The 26,008-nt window shown below is 64.4% G+C and carries 26 protein-coding genes; 13 read left to right on the forward strand and 13 right to left on the reverse strand.

Annotation, left to right across the window (positions count from 1 at the left end; genetic code table 11):
- The first annotated feature begins 44 nt into the window (after window positions 1–44).
- From QQZ18_RS10355 to QQZ18_RS10365, 3 genes are read left to right on the forward strand one after another with little or no spacing between them, the layout of a single operon-like run.
- A complete protein-coding gene (locus QQZ18_RS10355; RefSeq protein WP_284541025.1) occupies window positions 45–1,025 on the forward strand; it encodes an ABC transporter permease in 981 nt (326 codons plus the stop codon).
- Entirely contained in the window at window positions 1,022–2,038 is a 1,017-nt protein-coding gene (locus QQZ18_RS10360) for an ABC transporter permease (RefSeq protein ID WP_284540758.1), read from the forward strand. Before QQZ18_RS10355 ends, QQZ18_RS10360 begins: the two co-directional genes overlap by 4 nt.
- Window positions 2,039–2,061: 23 nt before the next feature.
- Entirely contained in the window at window positions 2,062–3,432 is a 1,371-nt protein-coding gene (locus tag QQZ18_RS10365; RefSeq protein ID WP_284540760.1) for an FGGY-family carbohydrate kinase, read from the forward strand.
- Here QQZ18_RS10365 and QQZ18_RS10370 read toward each other — a convergent pair.
- Entirely contained in the window at window positions 3,408–4,799 is a 1,392-nt protein-coding gene (locus tag QQZ18_RS10370; RefSeq protein ID WP_284540761.1) for a sensor histidine kinase, read from the reverse strand. The two genes, QQZ18_RS10365 and QQZ18_RS10370, sit on opposite strands and share 25 nt — an antisense overlap.
- A gap of 57 nt (window positions 4,800–4,856) precedes the next feature.
- Complete coding sequence (locus QQZ18_RS10375) at window positions 4,857–5,660, reverse strand: response regulator (protein ID WP_284540763.1); 804 nt, start codon at window positions 5,658–5,660, stop codon at window positions 4,857–4,859.
- Window positions 5,661–5,881: 221 nt separating this feature from the next.
- Here QQZ18_RS10375 and QQZ18_RS10380 point away from each other — a divergent pair, with 221 nt between their 5' ends.
- A complete protein-coding gene (locus QQZ18_RS10380; protein WP_284540765.1) occupies window positions 5,882–6,091 on the forward strand; it encodes a NepR family anti-sigma factor in 210 nt (69 codons plus the stop codon).
- The gene (locus QQZ18_RS10385) at window positions 6,088–6,591 is read left to right on the forward strand and encodes a sigma-70 family RNA polymerase sigma factor (RefSeq protein WP_284540767.1); all 504 of its coding nucleotides are present in this window, start codon (window positions 6,088–6,090) and stop codon (window positions 6,589–6,591) included. The genes QQZ18_RS10380 and QQZ18_RS10385 overlap by 4 nt, the downstream gene beginning before the upstream one ends.
- 68 nt (window positions 6,592–6,659) lie before the next feature.
- On the opposite strand, the gene QQZ18_RS10390 is transcribed toward QQZ18_RS10385, so the two are convergent.
- Entirely contained in the window at window positions 6,660–7,781 is a 1,122-nt protein-coding gene (locus QQZ18_RS10390) for an AI-2E family transporter (protein WP_284540769.1), read from the reverse strand.
- Window positions 7,782–7,957: 176 nt separating this feature from the next.
- Here QQZ18_RS10390 and QQZ18_RS10395 point away from each other — a divergent pair, with 176 nt between their 5' ends.
- Window positions 7,958–8,560 (forward strand): hypothetical protein, encoded by a 603-nt coding sequence (locus QQZ18_RS10395; RefSeq protein ID WP_284540771.1) that lies wholly within the window; start codon window positions 7,958–7,960, stop codon window positions 8,558–8,560.
- On the forward strand, window positions 8,557–8,955 hold the full coding sequence (locus QQZ18_RS10400) for a hypothetical protein (RefSeq protein WP_284540773.1): 399 nt from the start codon (window positions 8,557–8,559) through the stop codon (window positions 8,953–8,955). Before QQZ18_RS10395 ends, QQZ18_RS10400 begins: the two co-directional genes overlap by 4 nt.
- Before the next feature lie 21 nt (window positions 8,956–8,976).
- On the opposite strand, the gene QQZ18_RS10405 is transcribed toward QQZ18_RS10400, so the two are convergent.
- The 4 genes from QQZ18_RS10405 to QQZ18_RS10420 form a co-directional block, all read right to left on the reverse strand.
- Window positions 8,977–10,032: a sensor histidine kinase gene (locus QQZ18_RS10405; RefSeq protein WP_284540775.1), complete on the reverse strand. Its 1,056-nt coding sequence runs from the start codon at window positions 10,030–10,032 to the stop codon at window positions 8,977–8,979.
- Window positions 10,033–10,446 (reverse strand): response regulator, encoded by a 414-nt coding sequence (locus QQZ18_RS10410; RefSeq protein WP_284541026.1) that lies wholly within the window; start codon window positions 10,444–10,446, stop codon window positions 10,033–10,035. It abuts the gene before it with no gap.
- Window positions 10,447–10,475: 29 nt separating this feature from the next.
- The gene (locus tag QQZ18_RS10415; protein ID WP_284540777.1) at window positions 10,476–11,984 is read right to left on the reverse strand and encodes a sensor histidine kinase; all 1,509 of its coding nucleotides are present in this window, start codon (window positions 11,982–11,984) and stop codon (window positions 10,476–10,478) included.
- A 120-nt stretch (window positions 11,985–12,104) separates the two neighbouring features.
- Window positions 12,105–12,266, reverse strand: coding sequence for a DUF1328 domain-containing protein (locus QQZ18_RS10420; protein ID WP_284540779.1), 162 nt, complete (start codon window positions 12,264–12,266; stop codon window positions 12,105–12,107).
- Window positions 12,267–12,683: 417 nt separating this feature from the next.
- Here QQZ18_RS10420 and QQZ18_RS10425 point away from each other — a divergent pair, with 417 nt between their 5' ends.
- Window positions 12,684–13,751, forward strand: a complete 1,068-nt coding sequence (locus tag QQZ18_RS10425; protein WP_284540781.1) for a zinc-binding metallopeptidase family protein — start codon at window positions 12,684–12,686, stop codon at window positions 13,749–13,751.
- A gap of 74 nt (window positions 13,752–13,825) precedes the next feature.
- Here QQZ18_RS10425 and QQZ18_RS10430 read toward each other — a convergent pair whose 3' ends face one another.
- The 5 genes from QQZ18_RS10430 to QQZ18_RS10450 form a co-directional block, all read right to left on the reverse strand.
- A complete protein-coding gene (locus QQZ18_RS10430) occupies window positions 13,826–14,041 on the reverse strand; it encodes a hypothetical protein (protein ID WP_284540783.1) in 216 nt (71 codons plus the stop codon).
- A gap of 88 nt (window positions 14,042–14,129) precedes the next feature.
- Window positions 14,130–14,276: a hypothetical protein gene (locus QQZ18_RS10435; RefSeq protein ID WP_165790838.1), complete on the reverse strand. Its 147-nt coding sequence runs from the start codon at window positions 14,274–14,276 to the stop codon at window positions 14,130–14,132.
- Between the two features lie 280 nt (window positions 14,277–14,556).
- The gene (locus QQZ18_RS10440) at window positions 14,557–15,393 is read right to left on the reverse strand and encodes an FTR1 family iron permease (protein ID WP_284540786.1); all 837 of its coding nucleotides are present in this window, start codon (window positions 15,391–15,393) and stop codon (window positions 14,557–14,559) included.
- 38 nt (window positions 15,394–15,431) lie between these two features.
- Complete coding sequence (locus tag QQZ18_RS10445; RefSeq protein ID WP_284541027.1) at window positions 15,432–15,740, reverse strand: cupredoxin domain-containing protein; 309 nt, start codon at window positions 15,738–15,740, stop codon at window positions 15,432–15,434.
- Window positions 15,741–15,792: 52 nt separating this feature from the next.
- Window positions 15,793–16,335 carry an iron transporter gene (locus tag QQZ18_RS10450; RefSeq protein WP_284540788.1) on the reverse strand — a complete coding sequence of 181 codons (543 nt, stop codon included), beginning with the start codon at window positions 16,333–16,335 and terminating at the stop codon, window positions 15,793–15,795.
- Between the two features lie 264 nt (window positions 16,336–16,599).
- Between QQZ18_RS10450 and QQZ18_RS10455 the strand changes: the two genes are divergently transcribed.
- From QQZ18_RS10455 to QQZ18_RS10475, 5 genes are all read left to right on the forward strand, one after another.
- Window positions 16,600–18,051, forward strand: a complete 1,452-nt coding sequence (locus tag QQZ18_RS10455) for a 4Fe-4S binding protein (RefSeq protein WP_284540790.1) — start codon at window positions 16,600–16,602, stop codon at window positions 18,049–18,051.
- A gap of 292 nt (window positions 18,052–18,343) precedes the next feature.
- Complete coding sequence (locus tag QQZ18_RS10460; protein ID WP_284540792.1) at window positions 18,344–19,495, forward strand: efflux RND transporter periplasmic adaptor subunit; 1,152 nt, start codon at window positions 18,344–18,346, stop codon at window positions 19,493–19,495.
- The gene (locus tag QQZ18_RS10465; RefSeq protein ID WP_284540794.1) at window positions 19,492–22,638 is read left to right on the forward strand and encodes an efflux RND transporter permease subunit; all 3,147 of its coding nucleotides are present in this window, start codon (window positions 19,492–19,494) and stop codon (window positions 22,636–22,638) included. The genes QQZ18_RS10460 and QQZ18_RS10465 overlap by 4 nt, the downstream gene beginning before the upstream one ends.
- 216 nt (window positions 22,639–22,854) lie before the next feature.
- Entirely contained in the window at window positions 22,855–23,784 is a 930-nt protein-coding gene (locus tag QQZ18_RS10470) for an aldo/keto reductase (RefSeq protein ID WP_284540796.1), read from the forward strand.
- A gap of 109 nt (window positions 23,785–23,893) precedes the next feature.
- Window positions 23,894–24,382 carry a GFA family protein gene (locus tag QQZ18_RS10475; RefSeq protein WP_284540798.1) on the forward strand — a complete coding sequence of 163 codons (489 nt, stop codon included), beginning with the start codon at window positions 23,894–23,896 and terminating at the stop codon, window positions 24,380–24,382.
- A 16-nt stretch (window positions 24,383–24,398) separates the two neighbouring features.
- Here the strand turns inward: QQZ18_RS10475 and QQZ18_RS10480 are convergent, their stop codons facing one another.
- Window positions 24,399–25,718, reverse strand: coding sequence for an NAD(P)/FAD-dependent oxidoreductase (locus tag QQZ18_RS10480; RefSeq protein ID WP_284540800.1), 1,320 nt, complete (start codon window positions 25,716–25,718; stop codon window positions 24,399–24,401).
- Window positions 25,719–26,008: the final 290 nt, after the last annotated feature.

The raw sequence follows: 26,008 nt of genomic DNA on the forward strand, positions 1-26,008 counted from the left end.
ATTCGCCCCGCCATTCCCGCTCCGGAGCTTTTCCGATGAACACCATCCGCAGCCTTCTCGCGCGGCGCGAAGCGCTCCTGGTGCTGGCCTGCCTCCTGCTGCTCGTCGCCATCACCGCCCGCTTTCCCGCCTTCTCGACTCCCCGCAACCTCGCCGGCGTGTTCAACGACACATCGATCCTGATCATGATGGCGCTCGGCCAGTCGGCCGTCATCCTGACCAAGTCGATCGACCTTTCGGTGGCCGCCAACGTGGCCCTCACCGGCATGACGGTTGCCATGCTGAACCATCTCGCCCCCGGCTTGCCGGTGGTGGCGCTGATCCTGGTCGCCATCGGCATGGGCATGCTGCTCGGCGCCATCAACGGCTTCCTTGTCTGGTGGCTCGACATTCCGGCCATCGTGGTGACGCTCGGCACCATGACCATCTTTCGCGGCCTCGCCTTCGTCGAGTCCGGCGGCGCCTGGGTCAACGCCCACGAAATGTCGCCGGCCTTCCTAGAGTTGCCGCGCACGCTGATCCTGGGCCTGCCGGTTCTGTCCTGGGTCGGGATCCTTGCAATCGTGCTTGCCGCCATCCTGTTCACTCGCACCGGTCTCGGCCGCGCCTTCTACGCCACCGGCGGCAATGCGGTCGCCGCCGTCTACGCGGGCATCGACATCGGCAAGACGCGCTTCCTGGCCTTCGTGCTTTCGGGCTCCGTCGCCGGGCTCTGCGGCTATCTCTGGGTTTCGCGCTACGCCGTCGCCTACGTCGACGTCGCCTCCGGCTTCGAGCTCGACACCATCGCCGCCTGCGTCATCGGCGGCGTCTCGACCATCGGCGGCGTCGGCACGGTCGGCGGCGTCGTGCTGGGCGCGTTGTTCCTCGGCATCATCAAGAACGCGCTGCCGGTGATCGGCATCTCGCCGTTCTGGCAGATGGCGATTTCGGGCGCGATCATCATCACCGCCGTCGTCATCAATGCTCGCGGCGAACGCGTCAAGGGCCGGGTCATCCTGCGCCGCAAGGAGCTTCCGCTATGAGCGATCAATCCGCCGCCCTCACGCCGCGCCATATTCCCGACCGCCTCGACAGTCCGCTCAAGCGGGCGCTGAAGAGCTGGGAGACGCTGCTGCTCGCCGTGGCGATCGCCATCGCCATCGCCAACTCGCTGGCCTCGCCCTACTTCCTCGATCCGTGGAACCTCTCCGACGCGACGTTCAACTTTACGGAAAAGGCCATCCTGGCGCTGGCCATGACCTTCGTGATCATCACCGGCGAGATCGACCTCTCGGTGGCCTCGATCATCGCGCTGGCCTCGACCGCCATGGGCGCCGCCGCGGAAGCGGGGGCCGGCACCCCAGTGCTGTTCCTCGTCGGTCTCGGCGTGGGGCTTGGCTGCGGCCTGTTCAACGGATTCCTGGTGGCGAGGCTCGGCCTGCCGGCCATCGTCGCCACCATCGGTACCATGAGCCTTTATCGCGGCATCGCCTACGTCGTGCTCGGCGACCAGGTCTACAAGAACTATCCGGCCGACTTCGCCGTGTTCGGGCAAGGGTATGCCTTCTGGATCTTCTCGATCGAGTTCGTCACCTTCCTTGGCCTGGCGGTCGTCGCCGGCATCGTGCTGCACAAGACCGTCTTCGGCCGGCAGGTCTATGCCGTCGGCAACAATGCCCTGGCCGCCAGCTTCTCGGGCATCAAGGTGCGACGCATCAAGTTCATCGTCTTCCTCATGACCGGCGTCGCCGCCGGCCTCGCCTCGGTGATGCTGACCTCGCGCCTCGGCTCGACCCGTCCGTCGATCGCGGTGGGCTGGGAGCTCGATGCGGTGACGATGGCCGTTCTCGGCGGCGTCGGCATCAACGGCGGCACGGGCAACATCCTCGGCGTGGTGATCGCCGCCTTCGTCATGGGCCTCGTCACCTTCGGCCTCGGGCTGCTCAACGTGCCCGGCATCGTCATGAGCATCTTCATGGGCTTGATGCTGATCCTGGTGATCGCCCTGCCGCTGGTCGTGCAGCGGATCAACTACCGGCGCCGCGCCGCCCGGTGAGAGTTGCCGACAAGGAGGAAGAGATGTCGACGACGCCGAGGTTCATCGCGGTTCTCGACGTGGGCAAGACCAACGTCAAGGTGGTGGTCCACGACCTTGGGACCGGTGAGGACGTTTTCGTCCGCACCCGGCCAAATGCCGTCGTCGACGCTCCCCCCTATCCCCATTTCGACGTGGAGGGCATGTGGACCTTCTTTCTCGACACGCTGAAGGAGGCGTCGTCGAGCCAAAGGATCGACGCTCTCTCGTTCACCACCCACGGCGCCACGTTCGCGCTGCTGGCCGGCGATCGGTTGGCCCTGCCGATCCTCGACTACGAGTTCCATGGGCCGGATGCGCTGGAAGGCGACTATCTCGTTGCCCGCCCGTCGTTTGCCGAGAGTTTCACGCCGCGCCTGCCCGGCGGCCTCAACGCCGGTGCGCAGATTTTCTGGCAGGCGAGAACCTTCCCGGACGCCTTCGCGAAGGTGACGGCCATCCTCCCCTACCCGCAGTACTGGGCGTTCCGGTTCACCGGCATACTGGCCAGCGAGCGAACCTCCCTCGGCGTCCACACCGACCTGTGGGCGCCGGAGAAACGCGGCTACTCGTCGTTCGCCAAGGCAGAAGGCTGGAGCAGATTGTTCGCCCCCCTGTGCTCGGCTTTCGACCGTCTCGGCACGGTGACGGCGGAAATCGCCGCACGAACGGGCCTTTCTTCCGATACGCCGGTCTATTGTGGCATCCACGATTCCAATGCTTCGCTGCTGCCGCATCTGCTCGGCCGCCAGCCGCCGTTCACGGTGCTTTCCACCGGAACCTGGGTGATCGTTCTCGCCGTCGGCGGCGACGCGTCGGCCCTCGATGCCCGCCGCGACGGCCTGTGCAATGTCGATGCCTTCGGCAATCCGGTACCATCGGCGCGCTTCATGGGCGGGAGGGAGTTCGACCTGCTGACAGGTGGACGCCCCCAGAAGCCGACACAGGACGACATTCGCGCGGTGATCGACGGTGGCGTGATGGTTCGCCCGACGTTCGTGCCGGGCTGCGGCCCATTCCCGGATGGAAAGGGCGAATGGAGCACGGACCCCGCCTCGCTCCCGGGCGGCGTGCGCACGGCGGCGGTGAGCCTCTATCTGGCATTGGTGGCGCGGGCGGCCATGGCCGTGGCCGGGGCGGCCGGTCCGATCATCATCGAGGGTCCGTTCGGCCGCGATGCGCTGTTCGCCGAAGCCTTGCAGCGGCTCACGAAGCGGCAGGTCGCCATCGCCTCGGGAACCACGGGCACCTCGACAGGGGCGGCCATGCTGGCTCTCGGCCAAGGCGGGCGCCCCAATCTGCCGCCCGACCGGCCGGTCGGCGGTGTCTTCAATCTCTCGGGTCTCGAAAGCTACGCGGAGCGCTGGGCGGGCTGAAGCTGCGGGCCGACACGCCCCCTCACTCCGTAGGCGAAGCCCGCCGGAGAAAGATCGAGCGCCGTCACCTCGCCATCCAGGACGACTGGGATGACCGTGCGCAGCAGAAGCTGGCCGAAGGCGCTGACCTCGATCGAAGACGCCCCAACCATGCGCCATTCCAGGCGAAAGCCCCCATCCGGCAACATCGCCCACGACACGACAGTGCGCTCGGGAGGGCGTTCGGCCTCGGCGGCCGCCACGACCAGTTCGTGCGCCCCGAGCATGACGTTCTGCGCGACATCCGGGCCGAGCAGGACGCGCGGACCATCCAGTTCGACGCGGATGCTTGCCGTTCCCTCAACGTCGGCCCAGGCGCGGGTCACCACTTCATCGAGCAGGATGCCGCGCCAGCCGTTCTGCACCAGCAACTCGTGGGCCGCTGAAAGGGCCAGAAGGCGGCCACTGAAGGGAGCCAGGAAGCCGGCGGCCTCGGGACAGCCCTCGGCGCTTTGCCGCGCTATGCCCTGCACCACTGCCAGAAGATTCTTGGAACGGTGGGTGAGTTCGCGCAGGATGTCACGCATCTCGCGCTCGTGTTCCTTGTAGCGGGAAACATCGATGGCTGCCGCCAGCACGCCAGTGATGCGTCCATCCGCCGAGACCGGCTCGATAAAGCCTTCAAACCAGCGCTGCTGCCCGGCCAGAACGAAGGTAATCTCAAATCGCTCCGGCGGACTGCCGGCCAGGACGCGCCGTGCGATACCGACGAACTCGGCCGCTTCGGCAGGTGGCAGGAGATCGCCCGGCCGGCGCCCCAGGACGTCGACCTGGGTGAGCGGGCGAGGCGGATTGTGCACCCAAGTGAACAGGAGGTCGGCATCGAGCTCCATGATCGAGATGTCGGATCCTTCAAGTGCCATCTCGAACCGATGACGGACGGTTTCCAGCTCGGCGGTGCGCCCGGCAACCCGGCTTTCGAGATCGCGATTGAGGTCGCTCAACTGATCGATCAGTCTTCGGTTCGCCGCCTGCCCTTCGACGAGCAGCGCGGTAGCTTCGTTGGCCTCCTGTCGGGTCGGTTGACCGACAAGCCTCGGGATCATCGGCCAGACGGCAATTCCGACGACGAAAGCGATGGCGGCGGTCACCGTTTCCAGCAGGACGGGAAGGCCGCCACCGGCTGTACCAGGCAAGAGGCGGCCGATGGCCCCGACGGCGATAGCCAGGACAAAGACGCACAACAACGCGGATGTGCCCATCAACCCGCCGGCACGTTGGCGCATGCGAAAAAGATACGTCACGAGGCCCGCCGACACTGAGGCGCAGGCGGCAACGGTCATGACTCTCGCCAGCGTCTTGAGTGTCTCGAGCTCATCGGGCTGCACCTTGCCCTCCGCGTCAGACGGCCGACGATCGGGAAGTTCACCTGTGGCCGATCAACGTCAGGCGCTGTCCTTCAGTCGCAGCGAGGCAACCTTGTCGAAGAACAAAGCCTGGGAGATCACCGCCTTCACCATCTCCTCGCGGAATGGCTTCGCTATGAGGAAGGTTGGCTCGGGCCGCTCGCCCGTCAACAACGACTCCGGATAGGCGGTTATGAAGATGACCGGCACCTCGAAGCTGGTGAGGATGTCGTTGACCGCATCGAGACCCGAGGAACCGTCGGCAAGACGAATGTCAGCCAGGATCAGGCCCGGCCGCTCGCGTCGGGCCATAGCAACCGCCTCATCCCGCGTGCGCGCGTTGCCGACCACGGTATGGCCCAGCCCCTCGACCAAGCCTTCGAGATCCATGGCGATCAACGGCTCATCCTCGATGACGAGAACGCGCGACGCAACCTGCTCGCCGATCTGGCGCGCGGCTTCCGACAGCAAGGCCGAGAAGGCTTCCGGCCCCACATCGAGAATGCGCGACGCGTCGAAGGGAGAAAACCCTTCCATGGCGGTGAGAAGGAATGCTTGCCTGGGCAGCGGCGTGATGGCGTCAAGGCGACGATCGGCCGCCGGGCGTTCGCCAAGTTCGTCCAGCCGCATGTAGTTCATGGGGTTGGCGTTCCAGACCGACGAGAAAAGCTTGTAGACGCCGAGCCGCGGATCGAGCGACGGATCGAAACCATCGGGGTCGGCCACCAGTTGTTCCAGCATGGCCACGACGTGACTATCGCCACTCGCCTGGCTGCCGCTCAGTGCCCGCGCATAGCGACGGAGAAGGGGAAGCTGCGGTGCGATCAAGGCCGTGATAGACATGAGAAACCTTTCCAACGCCTGGACGGGCAATCAACAAAAGAGAACTGTTCTGCATAAAAACGCCGGAGAGGATAACCGGTTCCCCCTCCCCATGATTATTTTTATCGCATGATCGGAACCGGAGCCAATCATCCGCGTTCAGCACAAGATGCGAATGTGCAGCCTTCGCCGCGAGATCGTCGATAGGACTGTTGTCTTGAAGTCGTCCTGAAAGAGCCGCCATGTCAGATAAAAAAGAAACGTCAGAGCGCCCTGCCCTAGAGCCGCCGATCCAAGCCCATCTCGGTGACCAGCTAAAGAAGCTTTACGGTTCGATCCTTTCGGAACCCATTCCCGAAAAGCTGACCATGCTGCTCGACCAACTCGAAAAAGCCGAAAGAAAGGAGCGAGAGGGCCAGTCGGGACGTACCGACGGGGGTGGCGATCAATGACAGCTGTCGCGGCCTTCAAGACCGCTCTCCTGGCGGAGCTTCCGTCATTGCGCGCCTTCGCCATTTCCTTGTCCGGCAGCCACGATCATGCCGACGATCTCGTGCAGGAAACGGTGATGAAGGCATGGGGCGCACATGCCAGCTTCATTCCGGGCACCAGTCTCAGGGCCTGGCTGTTCACCATCATGCGCAACACCTATTTCAGCCAGTATCGCAAGGCCCGGCGCGAAGTGCAGGACAGCGATGGCGAGGCGGCGGCCCGGCTGGTCTCGGCGCCCGCCCAGGACGGTCATCTCGATCTGGCCGATTTTCGCTCGGCCCTTGAGAAACTGCCCGATGACCAGCGCGAAGCGCTTATCCTCGTTGGCGCCTCGGGCTTTTCCTGCGAAGAGGCGGCGGAGATCTGCGGATGCGCCGTAGGAACCATCAAGAGCCGCGTCAACAGGGCGCGCCAGAAACTCATGCAACTCATGGCGATTCGGAACGCGGGTGACCTCTGATCCTCCCGTAGTTTTCCTTCTCTTCATCGGCGGCCGGCTCGCAAAACGCGCCGGCCGTTTCGTTTGCGTCAGGACGGAAGCGTTGCGCGGGTCTCGGCCTTGAACTCGCTGCGGATCGTACGGGCTATCAGCAACAGCGGCACCGCCAGGACCGCGCCGATGGCGCCCCACATCCAAGTCCAGAAGATGATCGCCACGAAAACGAGAAATGGATTGATCTCGAAGCGACGCCCCAACACCGCCGGGACGACCGCATTTTCGCAGACGAGATGAACGAACATGAAGGCGCCAACCGGCCAGATGACCGACAACAGACTGTAGTCGAGCAGCAGACCGCTGGAGGCGATGGCCAACGACACGACGGCCGGCCCCAGAAACGGCACGAAGCTCATGGCGAAGGCGAACAGCCCCCAAAGGATCGGCGCCGGCAGTCCCGCCGTCAGGGCGATCAGGCCGGTTGCGGTACCGACGCTGGCATAGATCACCGAGGCCGTTCCGAAATAGCGGGTCAGTGAAGCCTCCGTCGCGTTGAAGATGCGGATGGCGGCAAGGCGCTCCTCCCGACCACCAAAAGCAAGGATCGACTGGCGCCTGAGCTGGGCTCGTCCGGCCACATAGAACACAAGGGTGGCGAGGAAGATCAGGAATTCGCCGAAGGCCGGTGTCAATCCGCCGACAAAGCCGGCAACCAGGCCGAAATCCATCGATCCGAGCATCTTCTCCAGGCTGGCCATTCCATTGTCCGAGCCCATGCTGCCGCCGGTGAGGCGCGCCTGCAGCGTCGTGAAGGGGGCCAGCAGCTCGCCGAAGGCGGCAACGAGACGCGGCAGGACCTGCGGCAATCGTTCGATCAGCGACGTGACCGGCTCGGCCACCGCTTCGATCAAGAGAAACATGCCGGCACCCAGCACGGCGGTGAGAGCGAGGCCGGCCACCATCGGCGAGATGCCGATGCGCGCACCACGGTCGCCGGCATGGGCGATGACGCTGCCGACGATGACGGCCGCCACCATGGGCATCACTAGAGAGGCGGCGGCGTGCAACGCCACCAGCAGCCCCAGCACGAACAGCCCGATGATCGACAGCTCGGTCAAAGCCCGGCGCGTCTCCGACGAGGTCCCGTCGTCCGGCGACGGGCGTCCGCCTTGCAGGTGCCGGTCGAGGGGAGGCCGGTGGGCGATGTATTTCAAGGAAAGCGCTCCGTCACCTGAAGACCGCATCCGGCGGGATGTGGCGCAGTATCCCTCACCAATGCGCCAGTGACCGTCCGGTTCCGCGCGACTGTGCGGCGCCAGATGGGTGACGCAACGGAGGCGCTGGGCGAATTGCGAGGAACCCGACGCAATATCGGGCGTTGTTTTGCCAGATGCCCGTTTGGAGCAAGGCCGACATAGCCTCGATTTGCCGGGCTATCTTGCCACAGAGAAGAAAGGATCAAGCCATGCTCACTCCTGACCCCTCGGCCCCGAAGACCGGCTCGGGCGCGACCGACAAGATCAAGAAGGACGCCGGCGCAGCGATGTCTTCGGCCAAGGCGGCCGTGGAAGACGCGGCGAACGAAGTGCGCGAGGAATTCGGTGCGTCCGAATCCAGCGGCGCCAGGGTCGTCGCCGAAAATGCCCGAAAAATCAAAGAGGACCTCGGCGCAGCCGGCAGCGATCTCGCTGGCAAGGCAGGCGACGTGGCAGTAGCGGCGCAGGAGGCGCTTAGTCAGATGAAACGTATCATGGACGAATTCGCGGCCAAGACCGGCACCAAGGCATCCGAGGCCGTGGAAACGGTCAAGGCGACCGGCGCCGACACGGCCGACCACATCGGTGCAGCCCTCAGCGGTGCCAGCTCGCTCGGCAAGGAAAGCATCGACGGCATCGCCGATGCGGCTGCCAGACGTCCAGTGACGGCCATGGCCATCGCAATGGGTGTGGGCCTGCTTCTCGGTCTCGCCTCGCGTGGCAGTTCGCGCGCATGATGCTCGCGCGTCTCCTCGGCATTGATGTGCCTCGGATCAAGCGGCGCGGCGGCTTTGCCGTCGTTGCCGCGATGATCGCGGCCATGATGACGATCCTGGCGATCGGATTTGCCGCATTGGCTGGGCACATCGCGCTTTCCCGCCGCTTCGATCCGGAGATCGCCGCGCTGATCGTCGCCGGTTCTCTGATGGTGCTGGCCTTGATTGCGCTTCTTGTTGCACGGCAAGTGCTCAACAGAACGCAGCGAGAGTTGAAATCCGCCATCGCTTCCAGCGCTGCGGTCGCCTTCGTCCCGACGGCGGCTTCGATGGCTGCGCGACATACTCGATTGGCCGCGGTCATCGGAGTGGCGGGCGTCGGCTTCTGGCTGGCGCGTAACGCCTTCCGCCGCTAAAAAAGCCTTGCGCGGCGGAGGTCAGCCGAGAGGGAACTCGATGCAGACCGAGGTGCCCGGAGCGAGATCGGAATAGGAGACCTCGGCATCGAGATTGCGCGCCATGGCCCGCAGAACCTTGGAGCCGATCCCCGTCCCTTGCGCCGGCCCCGTTCCGTCAAAGCCGATGCCGTCGTCGTCGACGCAGACCTGCAGTCGGCCATTCTCGGACTTGCGGGAATGAACGCGGATTTCTCCAGTGGTCTCCGGCGGATAGGCATACTTGAAAGCGTTGGTCACCAGCTCTCCGACCATGACACCGAGCGTCACCGCCTTGTCTGTCGGCAGAGCGATGGGGAGGAGATCCGTCTTGACCATGCGGAGCGCGCCTCCGCCCGCGAGCGATGCCGAAAGCTCGCCGACAAGGTGCCGAAGATAGGCGCCGATATCGACTTCGCCTATGTTGTCGGACGTGTAGAGGTGGCGATGAACCCCGGCGACGGCGGAGATACGGCTTTGCGTCTCCTCAAGGGCGTGTCTGGCGTGAGGATCGCTGACGGCGGCCGCCTGCATGCGGACCATGGCCGCGACCAGCCCCAGCGAGTTGGCGACTCGATGATTGACTTCCTTCAAAAGCATTTCGGCGCGGTCGCGCGCTTCGCGGATCAGCTGCTGATCGCGGGCCTGCGCATTCTTGAGACGCCAGCGCTCGAAAGCCTGCTCAAGCGCGGCGATCAACAGATCGAAAAACTCCTGTGAGGTGTCCTTGATCACGTAATCGTCGGCGCCCTGCTTGAGGGCCTCGATGGCCAGTCGGGCGTCCATGGAGCCGGTGACATAGACCACCGGCGGCCGGGCGCTGCGCGGGCCGATGCGCGTCAGGATATCGAGACCGGTCTCGGCGGCAAGCGTGTGGTCGAGGGCGACAATGTCGACGCCACCGGAGGCGATGATCTTCAACGCCTCGTCACCCGTCGTCACATGAACCGTCTCATGACCTCGTCGGGCCAGAGCCTTGCGGACCAGCGCGGCAAGGGCGAGATCGTCCTCGACATGCAGAACCTTGATGGACTCCTTGAGATCGGTTCCGTACGGCATTCAATCCAGCTCCGGAATCTGCATCACCGAGAGGAACAGGCCTAGCTGGCGGATGGCGTTGGCGAAGCTCTCGTAGTTGAGAGGCTTGGTAATGTAGACGTTGGCGCCCAGATCGTAGCAGCGCTGAATCTCGCGCGCGTCGTCGGTGGTGGTGAGGACGATCACCGGCGTGCGGCGCGTGTGCTCGTTGGCCTTGAGGCGCGCAAGAATGTCGATGCCGGTCATGTCCGGGAGATTGAGGTCGAGCAGCACGAGCGATGGCCGGCCGATGGCGACCAGGCCCGATCCGTCGGAACCAAGCAGATAGTTGACGCCGGTGGTACCATCGCGGAACGAGATGATCTCGTTGGTGACGCCGGCGCGCCGAATGTTCTTCTCGATGAGACGGGCATGCCCCTCATCATCTTCGATCATGATGATCGCCACGGGCTTGGGCTCTTTGCTCACGCTTCGTTTCTCCCCATACGCAATACAAGGTCACGGGCGATCGTCACGATGAACGTCGTCCCTGTCTCACCGTCGCTCTTGACGGAGACGTCGCCGCCAAGGCGGCGAGCAAGCATGCGGGTATGCGCCAGACCAATGCCGTCTCCCGGCTTGTCCTGAACGCCCGCACGTCGAAACAGCTCGAAGATACGCTCGAAATCAGCCTCGGCAACGCCACGGCCATTGTCTTCCACCTCGAACACAGCCGATCCGCGTTCGAGGCGACCGCGTACAGTGATTTGCCCCGAGCGTCCATCCTTCAGATACTTGGTCGCGTTGTCGAGCAAGTTCGTGAAGACCTGTTGCAAGGCCGAGCGATCCGAAACGACGTCCGGCAGCCGGCCCTCGATGCGAACTTCAGCTCCCGCCTCGTCGAAACGCTGGCGAATGGAATCTATGCACTCGGAAACGAGGCTCTGCGTATCCAGCGGAACCGGTTCGAGCACGCGGCGGCCGGCACGGGACAGCTTCAGGATCTCGTTGATGAGGCTATCCATGCGCTTCATTGAGGAGCGAATGAAGCCAAGCGCTTCCGGTATGTCCTCGTCGACGGCAAGAAGGGCGTCGGCCCGGTCGAGATCGTTGGCGTCTTCGCTGGTTTTCCGAACGTAGGTGGTAAGCTTCTCGGTGGCGGATTCCAGCTCGGACGTGAAGCCCATGATGTTGACGAGCGGAGCCCTGAGATCGTGGCTGACGATGTAGGCGTAGCGCTGCAGCTCGTCATTGGTGCGCATCACCGCTTCGGTGCGCTCCCGAACGCGCGACTCCAGCTCCTGATTGATCTCGATGAGCTCCTGCCGGGCCTCATCGATCTGCCTGAGATGGCGGATCATGATCATCGTGGCGCCGGCCGTCAGCACGACGATCATGGCGACGCCGAGACTGATCATGGTCCTCAGCATGGTGGCGGTATCGCGCATGGCGGCGGCGCGGGCGATGCGCACGGCCACGGCAATCTCGCGGATATCCGCCCCTTTCTGACGGATCTGGTCCATCAGTACGCGCCCCTTGTCGGAAGCGATGACCAATCGCAACTCGTCGAGGTTTCCAGCCCGGAACTCCGCCAGATTGTGCCCGACAAGATCCATTTTGGCCTGACCGAGCCTGATCAGCTCTTCCACGGGCTCGGGCGCGATGGCCTTGCCTTCGTCGACCTCCGCGGCCCGCAGCCTCAGATCGGCGGCATCCTTGGCGAACTGCGACAGCGCGTTCTCGTAGGGTTGAAGAAAGGCTTCCTTTTTCGTGATGATGAAGCCGCGTTGGGCGGTTTCCGCGTCGACCAGGTCCGAGATGAACTCCAGAATCAGGCGGTCGACACGGGCCGCCTTCAGCGATTCAGTTCCATGCAGTTGCGAACGGGAGGAAAAGATGAAGGCGGCCGAGACGATCATCAACAAGACGACCGCCCCGCCCGCCAGGAACAGAAGGCTATAGCCGACGAGCCGGCCGGCACCCCATCTCACCATATGCCAGCGCCCCCCCGCCCACACTGAAACAATCGATGCATACTGCCTGCGAGGCGGAAAACTACAAGTTCCATTCTAGTGACCGCTCCCTCGCAGGACACAAAAGCACTGGGCAAGTCGTCAAGCCTGGAGCAGTTGGAAGACGAAACTCACCACGAACAGGATGAGGAACAGGCCGAACAGGACCCTGGCAATGCCTGCCGAGGCGGCTGCGATGCCGGAAAAGCCGAAGACGGCGGCGACCAGGGCGACAACAAGAAAGACGAGAGACCAATAAAGCATGGCAAACAACTCCATCCGATGCGCTTTCGGATGGAACAACGCAGGATCGCGAGGACGGTTCCGGCCATATCGGATGTCTCGTTTCGTCCATTGCGAGGAAGACGCCGCGCACGGCGTCAGGAACCGGCAAGAAGATTGGGCGTTGTACTCGTCGAAGCCCGCGGACGAGAGCTGTCCCGGCCGGGCATTCGGTTCACCCCAGCAATGGAGCAGGTACCATGCGAAGCATACTTCTCTGGTTTCTCGGCGTTCCCATTCCGATCATCATCCTGATCGCCCTCCTCTATCGCTGAGGTGGCCGCCGGACCGGCCGGCAGGCCGCTCGTGCAGATTGGGTTCGATCTTCGCCGCCGGTCTTCACAGAAGGCCGGCGGTTTTGTGCCGACAGACGGTCCGGTGGTCCCGGTGGAGACAGCAATGCGACTCTTTTCCTGCGATGCCTGCGGCAACACCGTCCATTTCGACAATGACGCCTGCGTGGCCTGCAACAGGCGGATCGGCTACGTTCCCGCACAATCGCGCATGACGGCTCTCGAGCCCTCGGGCGACGCCTGGGTTTCTCCAGCCAGCGGCGCGCGCTTCGCCTTCTGCGCCAATGCCGAGGCGGCCGCCTGCAACTGGCTGCTTCCCGCGGAGCAAGCCGGACAGCGATGCCCGGCCTGCCGGCACAACCGGACCATTCCCGCTCTCGACGACGGCAAGACGATCGAAGCCTTTCGCCGCATCGTGTCGGCCGAGCGCCACCTCTTCTATTCGCTTCTCGCCTGGGGCCTGCCGGCGCCCGACAAGGCCGAAGATGCCGAAGCGGGCCTCGCTTTCGATTTCCTGGCCGACGAGGTCGGGCCGGACGGCGCCGTCACACCGGTCATGACAGGACATGCCGACGGGATCATAACGCTGGCCATCGCCGAAGCTGACGACGCAGCCCGGGAAAGCCGTCGCGTCCGTCTCGGCGAACCCTATCGGACCCTGCTCGGCCATTTCCGGCACGAGATCGGCCACTATTACTGGGATCGACTTGTCCGCAACGGCGGCCGCCTCGACGCGTTTCGTGCCCTGTTCGGCGACGAACGGCAGGATTATGCCGAAGCGCTTGAGCGAAACTACCGCGATGGGCCGCCGGTCGACTGGCAGAACCGGTTCGTCAGTTCCTATGCCGCCTGCCATCCGTGGGAAGATTTCGCGGAAACCTTCGCCCACTACATTCATATGGTGGACGCGCTGGAAACGGCGCATGCGCTTGGCCTCGTTGTGTCGCCGCGCGTGGCGAACTCGGAGCGGCTCGACCTTGAGGTCGACTTCTCACCCTATCGCCAGCAGGACTTTTCCGCGATCGCCGACGCCTGGCCGCCGCTCACCGTTGCGATCAACGAGATCAACCGGTCGCTGGGGCAGCGAGACTTCTACCCGTTCGTCCTCTCGGAAGACATCTTGTCAAAGCTGAAGTTCGTTCACGCGCTCGTGGTATCGCGAGGCGGGTGGTAGCCGCATGAAACGCCCACAAAAAAGCCCGGCTCCAAGGGAACCGGGCTATGGGCGAAGCATGGAAGGCACGAAGGTCATCCCCCGATTTTCCGATTGCGCGACCGGCGCGGAACGATCTCGGCAGCCGGAAGCCGACGTCCGCCGGCGGACAGGGCGGCCACCAACAGGATAACGGCGGCGATCAGCGGAGCCAACGCCAGAAACTGCGCGGCCAGGGTCGTCACTTCGGGACCCGTCATCGCCGGAAGATGGGAAAGGGCTGCTTGGTCAGCGAGGGCAAGAGCGGCCATGGCTTGATCCTCTTCTTGCAACGGCCATCGGACCTTTGGTCAGACGGCGATGCCGATTGCGGACGGGGACAGGCGAGTTTCGCCAGGGTCACTTTCCTTCGACCGACACGCCATTTTCACCGATCGAGATCTCGACACCGTCCGGCTGCTTCTTCTCTTCGTAGAGTTGATAACCGAGCACGCCAACACCGGCGGCAAGCAGAACAATGACGGCAACGAGTATCTGACGGTTCATGACGTCTCCCCAACTTGGTCACCGGACCGAATGACCCGGCGTAGCGAGTGAAGCTCGGCAAATTCCCGACCCTCGTAGAGAAAACACTTCGGTCGCCCCCTTGGTTCCCTTCGTCGTGAAATATTCGCGGTATCCCCGCCTGTATCCTGAGCGTCGGCGCTGGCGCGGAACTGACCACGCCCGAGCAAGACACCCGAGAGTATGGGGCACGCAAAGCAACAAGCCCGGCGTTCCTTTCGGAGCGCCGGGGTTGAGATGGTCGAAACGACGCGATGTGAGATCAGGCGACCGTCGGCGCGGCCGACCGTCTCGGGCGCAGGATCACCAACAGCACCAAGGCCCAGTAACCGACGAAGACCAGGAGTTCCATCAGGTTGGGCGTGGCCCGATAACCGGTCAGCGCCGAGATGAAGCCACCGGTGGCATTGCCGTCGGAGAGCAGCCAGCCGCTATCCCAGAGGCGGCGCGACAGGCGCGGCAGGACTTCCAGATCGATCAGGCCATCGATGCCGGTCATCAGAAGCGCACAGGCAAGGAACAGCAGCATGACTTCGGTGATGCGGAAGAACAGGCGCCAGGAGAGAACGCGGCTGCCGGCCTGAAGAAGGCCGTAGCTCAGGAGCGCCAGAACAAAGCCGAACAGGCCGGCGCCGACACCTGAGAAGAGATCGCCGGCCGCCCCCGAGGACAGGATGCCGTACAGGAAGATCACCGTTTCGCTGCCCTCGCGGGCGACGGCGACCAGCGCCAGAACGAAAACGCCCCACCACGACCGGCGGACGACGGCGATGGAGAGTTGCGCCTCCAGATCGCGCTTCATCGATCGGCCGTGCTTGCGCATCCAGAACACCATCTGCAGGATGAGCGCGGCGGCGACCAGCACGACGACCGTCGTGTAGGTGAGCTGCGCCTCCTCGGAGATGGCTTCGCCAAGCCGCACCAGCAGCCCGGCCAGAACGCCGGCGAAGGCGAGGCCGGCGACCACGCCACCCCACAGGAACATCCGGGCGCGACCGGTATCGCGCGCCTCGGCGCGCAGCCATGCATCCAGGATGCCGATGACCAGCAACGCCTCGACGCTCTCGCGCCAGACCACGAAGGCTATGGAGCCGAACATAGAACTAGACCTCGTCTTGGGACGTCACGCCCGCCCGCTCACTTGGCGATGAGGACGGCGGGCGGCGCTTCCGGGTGGAAGTCGTCGAAGAAGGAATACTCGCCCGGATCGAGATACTTGATCACCATGGAGGTGGTGACGCCCGGACCGATCACCTTCTCCTTGCGGAGCGGCACGCTCTCGAACTCGGCCGGCGTCTTGCCGAGATTGACCAGCTGGAGCTCGAAACGGGTATCGGCCGGCACCTCGATGCGGGCCGGCGTCATGGTTCCGTCGTTGAACTCGATGCGGAACACCGGATCGTCCTCGGCGGCGGCCGGAGCGGTCGCCGCGAGGACCACGAGCAGGCAACCGGCGGCCTGGCAAAGCCGCCGCCGGTGCGTCGTGCTGAGGAGGGGCTCAGTAACCACCCTTCTTCCCCGTGCCGGCGTAGGTGAACTCGTACTTGGCCTCGAAGGGCTCGAACCAGGGCGCGACGCCGGTTTCCTTGTCGACGTGGCGGCCGAACATCGCCATGTGGCCACTGCTGGCGGGCGGAGCGATGCGGTAGGTGAGCTGGTAGACGCCGGGGCCGTCCAGCTTGACGTTGTCGCCGTAATGCGGACCGTCCGAGGCGACCATGCCCATGAACGGCCCCTTCGACACGGTCTTGCCGTCCTTGGTCAGCTCGTAGGTGATCTCGAGATAGGGAACCCAGTCGCCATTGGCGAAGCCGTTGACGTTGTCCTTGGTCGCGTGAATGTCGGCCTCGAGGTGGATGTCCGCCTTGTCGGCGGCCAGCATCATGCCGGCCGGCTCCATCTCGATCGGCTGCAGATAGACGGCAGCCACTTCCATGCCGCCGCCGAACTGCGGCTCGCCAATCGGATACTCGAGCGCATAGGCGCTCGTCGCAAAGCCGATGACCGCCGAGGTCAGGACCAGTCCGTTCAGGATACGCATTTTGTTGCCCCGTTTTTGCAAATGATTGTCATGAGTATTTTCAGCCCGACACCCGCGTCAACCGTAGGGAAACTCCGGATAGCGATGTCGCTCAGCGCAAGCCGCTGATTTCACCTGAAATTTTGGCGGGTGTGCATCCTCCAGATTTCATGAGGGAAACCACCAGCTTGATGCGAGATGCAATTGCGAGCAGTTAGCATCTCGGTGTCCTTTACGGACGGGTGAAGCGGCACCACTCGGAACCGGTGTCGGAGGGACGCATCGATGAATAGGCTTGTCCGTGGCGACGACTTTGTCGGCCCGGCCGTGAGAACCATGATCGAAGCCGAGGGCACCGCTTCGCGCAGCCCCTTCACCCGCAAGGTCGAGGCACTGTTCGTCCGCTGGCGCCGGCACTTCGGTTGGGTCCAGGTGCTGATGTTCGGCGTGTTTCTGGTGGTCATCGGCCTGCCGGTCCTGCTGCCCGATCCGCCCGCCGAAAGCGGCATCCTCTCCAACCCGACGCTGTTTCTGCGCTATCTTCTCTGGGGCATCTGGTTTCCGCTGGTTTTCCTGTCGGTGATCGTGCTCGGCCGCCTGTGGTGCGGGACGCTCTGCCCGATGGGCGCCGCCTCCGAACTGGCCAACAAATACGGTCTTCAGCGCGCCATCCCTGCCTGGATCAAGTGGGAGGGCACGCCGGCCCTCAGCTTCATCATCATGACGCTCTACGGCCAGACGATCGGTGTGCGCGACCATCCCGAAGCGGCTGCCGGACTGTTCGGCGGCACCATGCTGCTCGCCATCGCCATCGGCGGCCTCTACGGCCGCAACAAACGCGTCTGGTGCCGTCATCTCTGCCCGATCGGCCGCGTCCTGGGCCTCTACTCCCGGCTGGGCGCCGTCCAGTTCACGCCCAAGGTCCGGCTCAGCGGCGGCGACGCCTATACCGAACGCGGCGCCTGCCCGACCATGATCGACCTGCCACGCAAGGTCGAGAGCCGCCATTGCATCGAGTGCTTCCGCTGCGTCAATCCGAAAGCGGCCGGCAGCATCCGGCTCGATCTGCGGCGACCGGGCGTCGAAGTGGAGGAAATCCGCGACCACCGCGCCAATCCGGCCGAGGCTTGGTTCCTGTTCCTCGACACCGGCGTGGCGCTCGGCGGCTTCCTGTGGCTGGTGCTGCCGCAGTATCAGGCGATGCGCCAAGAGCTTGGCGTATGGGCGCTCCAGAATCACATCGACTGGATCACCCGCATCGGCCCGTCATGGCTGATGAGCGTGCACCCGGCCCGTGCCGAAACCTTCCTCTGGCTCGACTTCATCATGATCGTCGGCTTCATGCTCGGCACCATGGCGATCCTTACCGCTGTTCTCGCCAGTCTGACGGCCGTCGGCGCCATGATCGCCCGTCGGCTCGGCGCCGATGGCGGGTTCGGTCAGGTATTCACCGAACTCGGCTATCAATACGCGCCGGTGGCGTTGATGAGCCTGATCATCGGTCTCGGCGCCGAGCTGCTGACGCCGTTGCGCTACACCTTCGTCGGCATGGACGGCGTGCACGCGATCCGCGGCGGCCTGTTCCTGATCGGCGTCGTCTGGAGCATCTGGCTCGGCGACCGCATTCTGCGCCGTCAGGGACTGCCGCTCTCCAGACGCTGGGTGCCCCTCATTCCGGGCATCGCAGGCAGTCTGTTCGTCGGTTTCGGTTGGTGGCCGGCCATCTTCGGGCTGTAAACGCCCTCAGCGTCGATGTCAGGTTTTCGTTGATGTCCCGGATGAACTTGTCGATCATCCGGGACAATTTTTGTCATACCTGCAAGTCATTGGGCACTTTCGTTTCCAGCTTGCGACAATTCCATATCCGGTTACAATTACGCTCCAGCAAGACGTTGACTTGGCAAAGTGCGGGAAACTATTGATCCCGCCTACGACTATCGTCCTAAGACGTGTTTCCAAGCGTTTTGATCGCAGAACTCAAGGCTGGGCTACGATGACCATACGCAATATCGGAAGATGCGGCGGCCTATTGCTCTTGCTTGCCCTCGTTGGCGCGTGCCAGCCGAGCGGACCATCCGGGCCGCCGCCGGCCGGCAAGGCTGAGGTCGGCACCATAACGCTCCAACCGACAAGCGTGCCGCGCACCATGGAACTGCCGGGCCGCATCATCGCGTTGGCCACCGCGGAAATCCGTCCGCAGGTGAACGGCATCGTCCGGAAGATTGCGTTCAAGGAAGGACGCGTGGTCAAGGCCGGCGACGTGCTCTACGAACTCGAAGATGCCAAGTTCAAGGCCGCCTACGCCGCCGCGGCAGCTGCCGTAAAGAAGGCCGAGGCGGCGACGGCCGGTGCCCAAACCGCCTTCGACCGCTACTCCAAACTTGGCGAGAGCAACGCGGTCGCCGCCCAGACGGTCGACGATTCCCGCTCGACCCTCCTTCAAGCCGAGGCCTCTGAGGAGGCCGCCCGGGCCGATCTGGAAACGGCACGCATAAACCTCGAGAACGCCACCATCCGCGCTCCGATCGACGGTCTGATCGGAGTATCTTCGGTCAGCGTCGGCGCGCTCGTCACCGAGAACCAGACCGCCGCGCTCGCCACCATCCGTCAGATCGATCCCATCAACGTCGATCTCGTCGACTCCAGCGCCAACCTCCTGCGCATCCGCGAAGATGTGGATAGCGGACGGCTGGGCCAGGACCTCGGCAAGCCGCCTGCGGTGAGGCTGACGCTCGAGAATGGCAAGGCCTATGCGGAAACGGGCGTGGTCTCGCTCGCAGAGCCGGTGGTCAGCGAAACCACCGGAACCTTCACCCTTCGCGCCACCTTCCCGAACAGCCAGCGAATCCTGCTGCCCGGCATGTTCGTTCAGGCCAGCGTCGATCTCGGCACGCTCAACAACGCCTTCCTGGTGCCGCAACGCGCGGTGACGCGCGGCGACGACGGAGTCGCGACGATCTACGTCGTGTCGGCCGCCAACAAGGCCGAGACCAAACGCATCACGACGGCGGGCACCTCAGGCAACAACTGGATCGTCACCGACGGCGCCTCCCCGGGCGATCGGCTGATCGTCGACGGCTTTCAGAAGGTCTCGGCCGGGGCCGACGTCGTCCCCGTCGAGGCGACCATCGACGAGGACGGCGTCGTCGATCAGGATTTGAAGGCGGAGAGCGGCAAATGAGCCTCACCTCGCCGCGCAACGCGCTCGCCAGCTTCTTCATTGCCCGGCCGGTATTTGCCATCGTCTTGGCCATCGCCACGCTGCTCGCCGGTGTGATGGGCATCTATTCGCTGTCGATCTCGCAATACCCCGATATCGCGCCGGTGACGGTCCGCATCTCGGCCACATACTCTGGCGCCACCGCCGAAGCGGTCGAGAACTCGGTCACCAAGAAGATCGAAAGCGCCATGACCGGGCTCGACGGCCTTCTTTACATGGAGTCGTCGTCAAGCACCGGATCCGCCTCGATCGAACTCACCTTTGCCAACGGGACTAATCCCGAACTGGCTCAAGTGGAGGTGCAGAACAAGCTTTCGCGTGTCGAGTCGCAACTGCCCGATGCCGTGCGGGATGCCGGCGTTCGCGTCAATCGGTCGCCGTCCGGCATTCTGATGATCGGCAACATCATCTCCCGCGACGGCCGCTACAGTTCGGACGAACTGTCCGACATCATGTCCAGCCAGATCGAGGATCGCATCGAGCGACTCGACGGCGTCGGTGGCGTACAGTCCTTCGGGGCCGGGTATGCCATGCGCATCTGGCTCGATCCCGGGGCGATGCTGAAATACCAGCTGGTGCCGAGCGACGTGACCGCCGCCATAAAGGCGCAGAATGCCCAAGTGGCCGCCGGCTTCATCGGGGCCTCACCCGTCGTCAAGGGACAGCAGCTCAAGGCCAGCATCGTCGCGCAGTCGCAAATGACGTCGGTCGACGAGTTCAAGCGCATCAGCCTGAAGACCACCGGCGACGGTTCCGTCGTGCGCCTGTCCGATGTGGCCCGCGTCGAGATCGGTCTTGAGAGCTACGGCCAGCGGACAAGCTTCAACGGCATGCCGGCAGCCGGTTTCGGCGTCCAGCTCGCATCCGGCGCCAATGCCCTGAACACGGCCGAACTCGTCCACGCCGAACTCGACAGCCTCAAGGACTCGCTGCCCGAGGGGGTGGAGGTCGCCTACTCCTACGAGACGACGCCCTTTGTCGAGCTCTCCATCGAAAAGGTGGTGGAGACGCTGATCGAGGCCATCGTTCTCGTCTTCCTGGTGCTGCTTCTCTTCCTGCAGAACATCCGCGCCACACTGATCCCGATGATCGCCGTACCGGTGGTGTTGCTCGGAACCTTCGGCGTGCTTGCCGCCCTCGGCTACTCGATCAACATGCTGACCATGTTCGCCATGGTTCTGGCGATCGGCCTGCTCGTCGACGACGCCATCGTCGTGGTCGAGAATGTCGAGCGCATCATGCGCGACGAGAAACTGCCGGCGCGTGAAGCGACCGAGAAATCGATGGGCGAAATTACCGGTGCGCTGATCGGCATTGCGCTGGTCTTGACCGCCGTGTTCATTCCGATGGCGTTCTTTTCCGGCTCGGTCGGCGTCATCTACAGACAGTTCTCGGTCACGATCGCCAGCGCCATGCTGTTGTCGGTGCTGGCCGCCGTCATCCTGACTCCGGCTCTTTGCGCGCTCATGTTGAAGCCCAGCCACGAGGGGCCTCTTCACCGCTGGTTCGGCTGGTTCGATCGCGGCTTCGCGCGCTTGACGAACGGCTATTCCGGCATGGTCGGCCGGATAGTCGTGCGTCCCGCGCGAATGTTCGCCGTTTTCCTCGCGCTGATCGCAGGTTCCTACGGCCTCTACAGCAAGCTGCCGACGTCGTTCGTGCCCGAGGAGGATCAAGGCGTCCTGATGACGATGATCACGCTGCCGGCCGGCGCCAACGCCGCCCGCACCCAGGCGGTGATCGACAAGGTACAGGACTATTTTCTCAACGACGAGAAAGACGCGATAGAGAGCGTGTTCATGACGCTGGGCTTCGGCTTCGGCGGCAGCGGCGAGAACAGCGCCATGGGGTTCGCCCGCCTGAAGGACTTCGACCAACGAACCGACAGCCGTCTATCGGCGAGCGCGGTCGCCGCGCGCGCTTCGGCCCACTTCCGGACGATCCGGGATGCTGAGGTGTTCGTGCTGGCGCCGCCCGCCATCCAGGGCCTCGGCCAGACCAGCGGCTTCTCGATGTACCTCCAGGACAGCGGCAACGCGGGCCGCGACGCGCTCAACGCCGCCGCCAACGAGATGGCCGACAAGACGGCGACCAACGCATCAATCGCCAATCTGCGCGGCAATAGCCGCACCCAGGAGTCCCAGCTCAAGATCAATATCGACCGGAACAAGGCCGGTGCGCTCGGGGTCGACCTGTCCGGCATCAACAGCCTGATCACCACCGTGTTCTCAGGCTCGAACGTCAACGACTTCATCTACCATGGAGAGATCAAGCCGGTGTACGTGCAGGGCGACACGCCCTTTCGCATGCAACCGGGCGACATCGATCGCTGGTACGCCCGAAACAGCAGCGGCGAGATGGTGCCATTCTCCGCCTTCGTCAGCACGGAATGGGTGAAGGGCTCGCCGTCGCTTGCCCGCTTCAACGGAACGGCGGCCATCGCCCTCGATGGAACGGCGGCCAGTGGCGTCAGCTCCGGCGATGCCATGACGGCAGCCGAAACGTTGGTGGCGGAGCTCGACGGCGGCTATACGGCGGCCTGGTCCGGCCTTTCCTATCAGGAGCGTCTGGCCGGTTCGCAGGAAATGCTGCTCTACGCGGTCTCGCTTGTGGTGGTCTTCCTGTGCCTCGCCGCGCTCTACGAGAGTTGGTCGATCCCCTTCTCGGTGCTCTTGGCGGTACCGGTCGGCGTGTTCGGCGCGCTCGCCTTCGCCCAGCTGTTCGGCCAGTCGAACGACGTCTATTTCAAGGTGGGACTGCTCACCACAATAGGTCTCACCGCCAAGAACGCCATTCTGATCGTCGAGTTCGCCAAGGACCTGATGGAACGCGGCAGTACGGCGGTAGACGCGGTGGTCGAGGCTGCCCGCCTGCGCCTCAGGCCAATCGTCATGACGTCGCTTGCCTTCGTGCTGGGCGTGACGCCGCTCGCCCGGGCCACCGGCGCCGGTTCGGCGGCGCAGAATTCCATCGGCATCGGTGTGATGGGCGGCATGATCTCGGCCACCGTGCTCGGCGTGTTCTTCGTCCCGCTGCTGTTCGTCACCGTCCGCCGGATCACGGCCGGCAAGGGGAAGGATCAAGGTCGAGCGAAAGAGGCTTGAGGTCTTCTACATAGGAGAGCAAGACGCCGGCCGCCGCACACCCGATCCACCGAAACGCACCATGCGCAAGCGGTTTGCGGCAAAGCGGCGTACAAGCGGCATATCGTTCCGACGATCGGCAGAAAAAGGAAAAACCAGCCCTGATGATCCCTTCCGACATTGGTTAGCCTTTTCGGACGCTGGCATCGCCGCCATGGCAGTCATCCGAGAGGGAACATGTCCGAAGGGAGCACGCCAGGCAGACCGGCCGCCATCGGCGGCTTGCAGCTATCGCGGATCGGGCTTGGCACGGCGGCTTTAGGGGCCGACGCAAGCCGGACTGGCGAAGCCATTCGCCGGGCGCTCGAACTCGGCATCAACTGGATCGATACCGATGCCATCTTCGAACGCGGCGAGATCGAGCGGCATGTCGGCAGCGCCCTTGCGGCATTGCCGTCCGGTGACCGCCCCTTTGTCGCGCTGGCCGTCGGATTCGACTGGGACGGACGCTCCCGGCAGGCGCAATTGCGCCCGACCTTCGAGCCGCGCCGGCTGCGCCGACAACTTGAGCGGTCGCTCGCCCGCCTCGCCATCGAGACGGCGGATCTGGTCAAGCTCCATCTCGCCGCTACCTCCGACGCGCTGTTCGAGGACGCTTGGTCCGTGCTCCTCGATCTGCGGCAAAGCGGGCTCGTGCGAAGCCTGGGACTGGTCGCGCCCGACAGCGCCAGTCTTGAGCGCGCCGAGCGGATCGGCATCTGCGATGCCGTCCACGTCGAGATGTCGCTCTTCGACCGTCGCGTCAGCGATGGCGAACTGCTGTGGCGGCGCCAGCCGACGCCGGTGGTCATCGCCAGTCATTCGTTCGCCGTCATCGGATCGGCTGAAGCCGGCGACAGCCTGGAATCGATGCAACGGCTGCTCCGGATCATCGCCATACGCCGACACTCCAATCCGGCCGCCGTGGCGGCGGCCTGGACGCTGAGCTGGCCGGGCGTGGCCGCCCTGGCGGTCAGTGTCCGCGATGCCGACGAGCTCTCGGCCGTCGCCAAGGCAACGGAGATCAGCCTGTCGGCACGGGATTTCTCCGACATCAGCAAGCTGCTGCCGGCGCTCGGCAGCGGGCGGGGACCGGTCCATCCCCACCGAGCGGTCGATGCGGCCTGAGACCGTCTGCGCCGGAAGTCGCGCTGCCATGGCCTTGCCGACGGCTTGATCATCGCCGCCAATGCGGCAACACTCCCCCGCAGCGTTTCACCGGTCTCGGGGCAAGCCAATGAGCCAGTTTCGCATCACAGGCGGCTGCCAGTGTGGCGCCGTCCGTTACGTACTCGATCAGCAACCGCGAAATGTGCATGTTTGTCATTGCCGCATGTGCCAGAAGGCCGTGGGCGGTCCATTTGCGGTGATCTGCCCGATACCCAAGTCGGCTTTCCGCCTGACGCGGGGCGCCCTCAGCTATTTCATGAGCTCGGATGTCGGGCGCCGGGGCTTCTGCAGCGCTTGCGGAACGCCGATGAGTTTCGACTATCCCGACGATGGCGAGTTTGGCGTGCTGGCAGGCACCCTCGACGACCCCGATCGCGTGCCTCCAGAAAACCAGTATGGCAACGAGAGCCGCGTGTCCTGGTATGCCGGCCTGCCGCAGGTACCCGGCGACCTGCCGACCTATGCCGGCAATCCCGACATGCTGCACCGGATCAGCAGCAGCAATCACCAGCACCCCGATCATGACACCGAGGTCTGGCCGCCACACCGATCCTGACGGTAGCGAACGGAGCTCAGGCCTCGGCGCGCGAGCGCCAAAGCTCGAAGGCAAAGCGGGTGCGGACGCCGATGTCGAGCGCGGGGCGCGGCGGGATCCAGGCCGGCCCGGACACCGCCTCGATGTCGGCGATCAGCGGGTTCTTCACCCCGACTGCCTTGTCGGCCAGGAGCAGGCCGCCGATGGTGCCCTTGGTCATGCCGACCGCGTTCTGGCAAACCGACGCCCAGACGCCCGGCGCCACCTCGCCGAACCCCGGAGCACCATTTCTCGACAAGCAGATGTAGCCGGTCCAGGTGTGGGCGATTGTGACGTCGGACAGGCCGGGGAAGCGCTGATCGAACAGGCGCTTGTGGTCGACCGCGACGCGCGACCGCTCGGCGTCGTCGGCGCGAAGCCCTGGCCGGAAGCTGACGTTCTGACGGACGAGAATGCGATTGTCGGCTGTCCGGCGCATGGTGATGCCGGCGAAGGCGTTGGCCGGCGTCAGACCCCAGCGCGCCTTCCCTTGCAGCTTGGCGATCTCGGCATCGGTCAGCGGACGCGTCAGGCTGGCATGGGCGGCAAAACTCAGGAGGCGATGCCGGAAGTAACCGAAGCGGTCGGCGAAGCCGTTGACGGCAATGACGACCTGGCGCGCCTTCACCTCGCCCTCCGGCGTGACGAGACGCGACGGCGCGCCCGGCTCGAAGCGGACCACAGGCGTCGTTTCGTAAAGCGTCACGTTGTCGGGCAGGCTGTCGGCGAGGCCGCGCGACAGCGCCGCGGGATTGACGAGGTAGCCACCGGGCGTGAACACGGCGGCCGCGTAATAGTCGGTCCCGATCTCGTCGGCGAGCGTTTGGCGATCGACCCAACGATGGTCCTCCGCCGACCGGTCGAGTTCGGCGACAAGCGGCTTCAGCACCGATTGCACCGCCCCTTCCGATACCGCAGCGTGATAACGGCCGTCCTGCGCCCAGTCGCAATCGATGTCATGCGCCTTGATCACGCCATCGAGATGGTCGATGGCGGCCCTGTAGAGGCGCTTATAGCGAGCGGTCTCGTCGAGCTCGGCCATCGACGAGGTGACGTTATGCGGCAGGTCGATGGCAAAGCCGGCATTGCGGCCCTGCGCGCCCTCGCCCGCGGTCCCGGCCTCCAGAATGACGATCCGATCGCCCGGGCGATGCTCGGCAAGACGACGCGCGGCGGCAAGGCCGGCATAGCCGGCGCCGATGATCGCCCAGTCCGCCACGACCGTCTCGGCAAGGCGCGGCTTCGACGCGCGCGGCGGCAACACGGCCGACCAGCCGTTGGTGGTGTCGTTTTCCGGAAGCAGCCTGATGGCGACCATGATGTCCTCGCTGGCGGCCGGCCACGTGGCGCGCGTGGCGGCATCGGTTTTGTTGGGTGGCCGCACAATAGTCCGGCTGCGGCCGCCGGTCGTGGCGCTTGGCGCTCGTCACATCTTGCGCCATAGAAAATTCATCCGGATTGCACCAACATATTGGCAGAACTTTTCGCAGGCACATTGCACAAGCGCTGTGCACAGCGTCGCCGTGATAAGCGGCATCTGCCATAGTCTCAAGCGAAGACGACGCCGTCGTTCTGACGTCCGACTGCCGGACAGCGAACAGGAACCTA

The organism is Pleomorphomonas sp. T1.2MG-36, assembly GCF_950100655.1.
GTDB lineage: Bacteria > Pseudomonadota > Alphaproteobacteria > Rhizobiales > Pleomorphomonadaceae > Pleomorphomonas.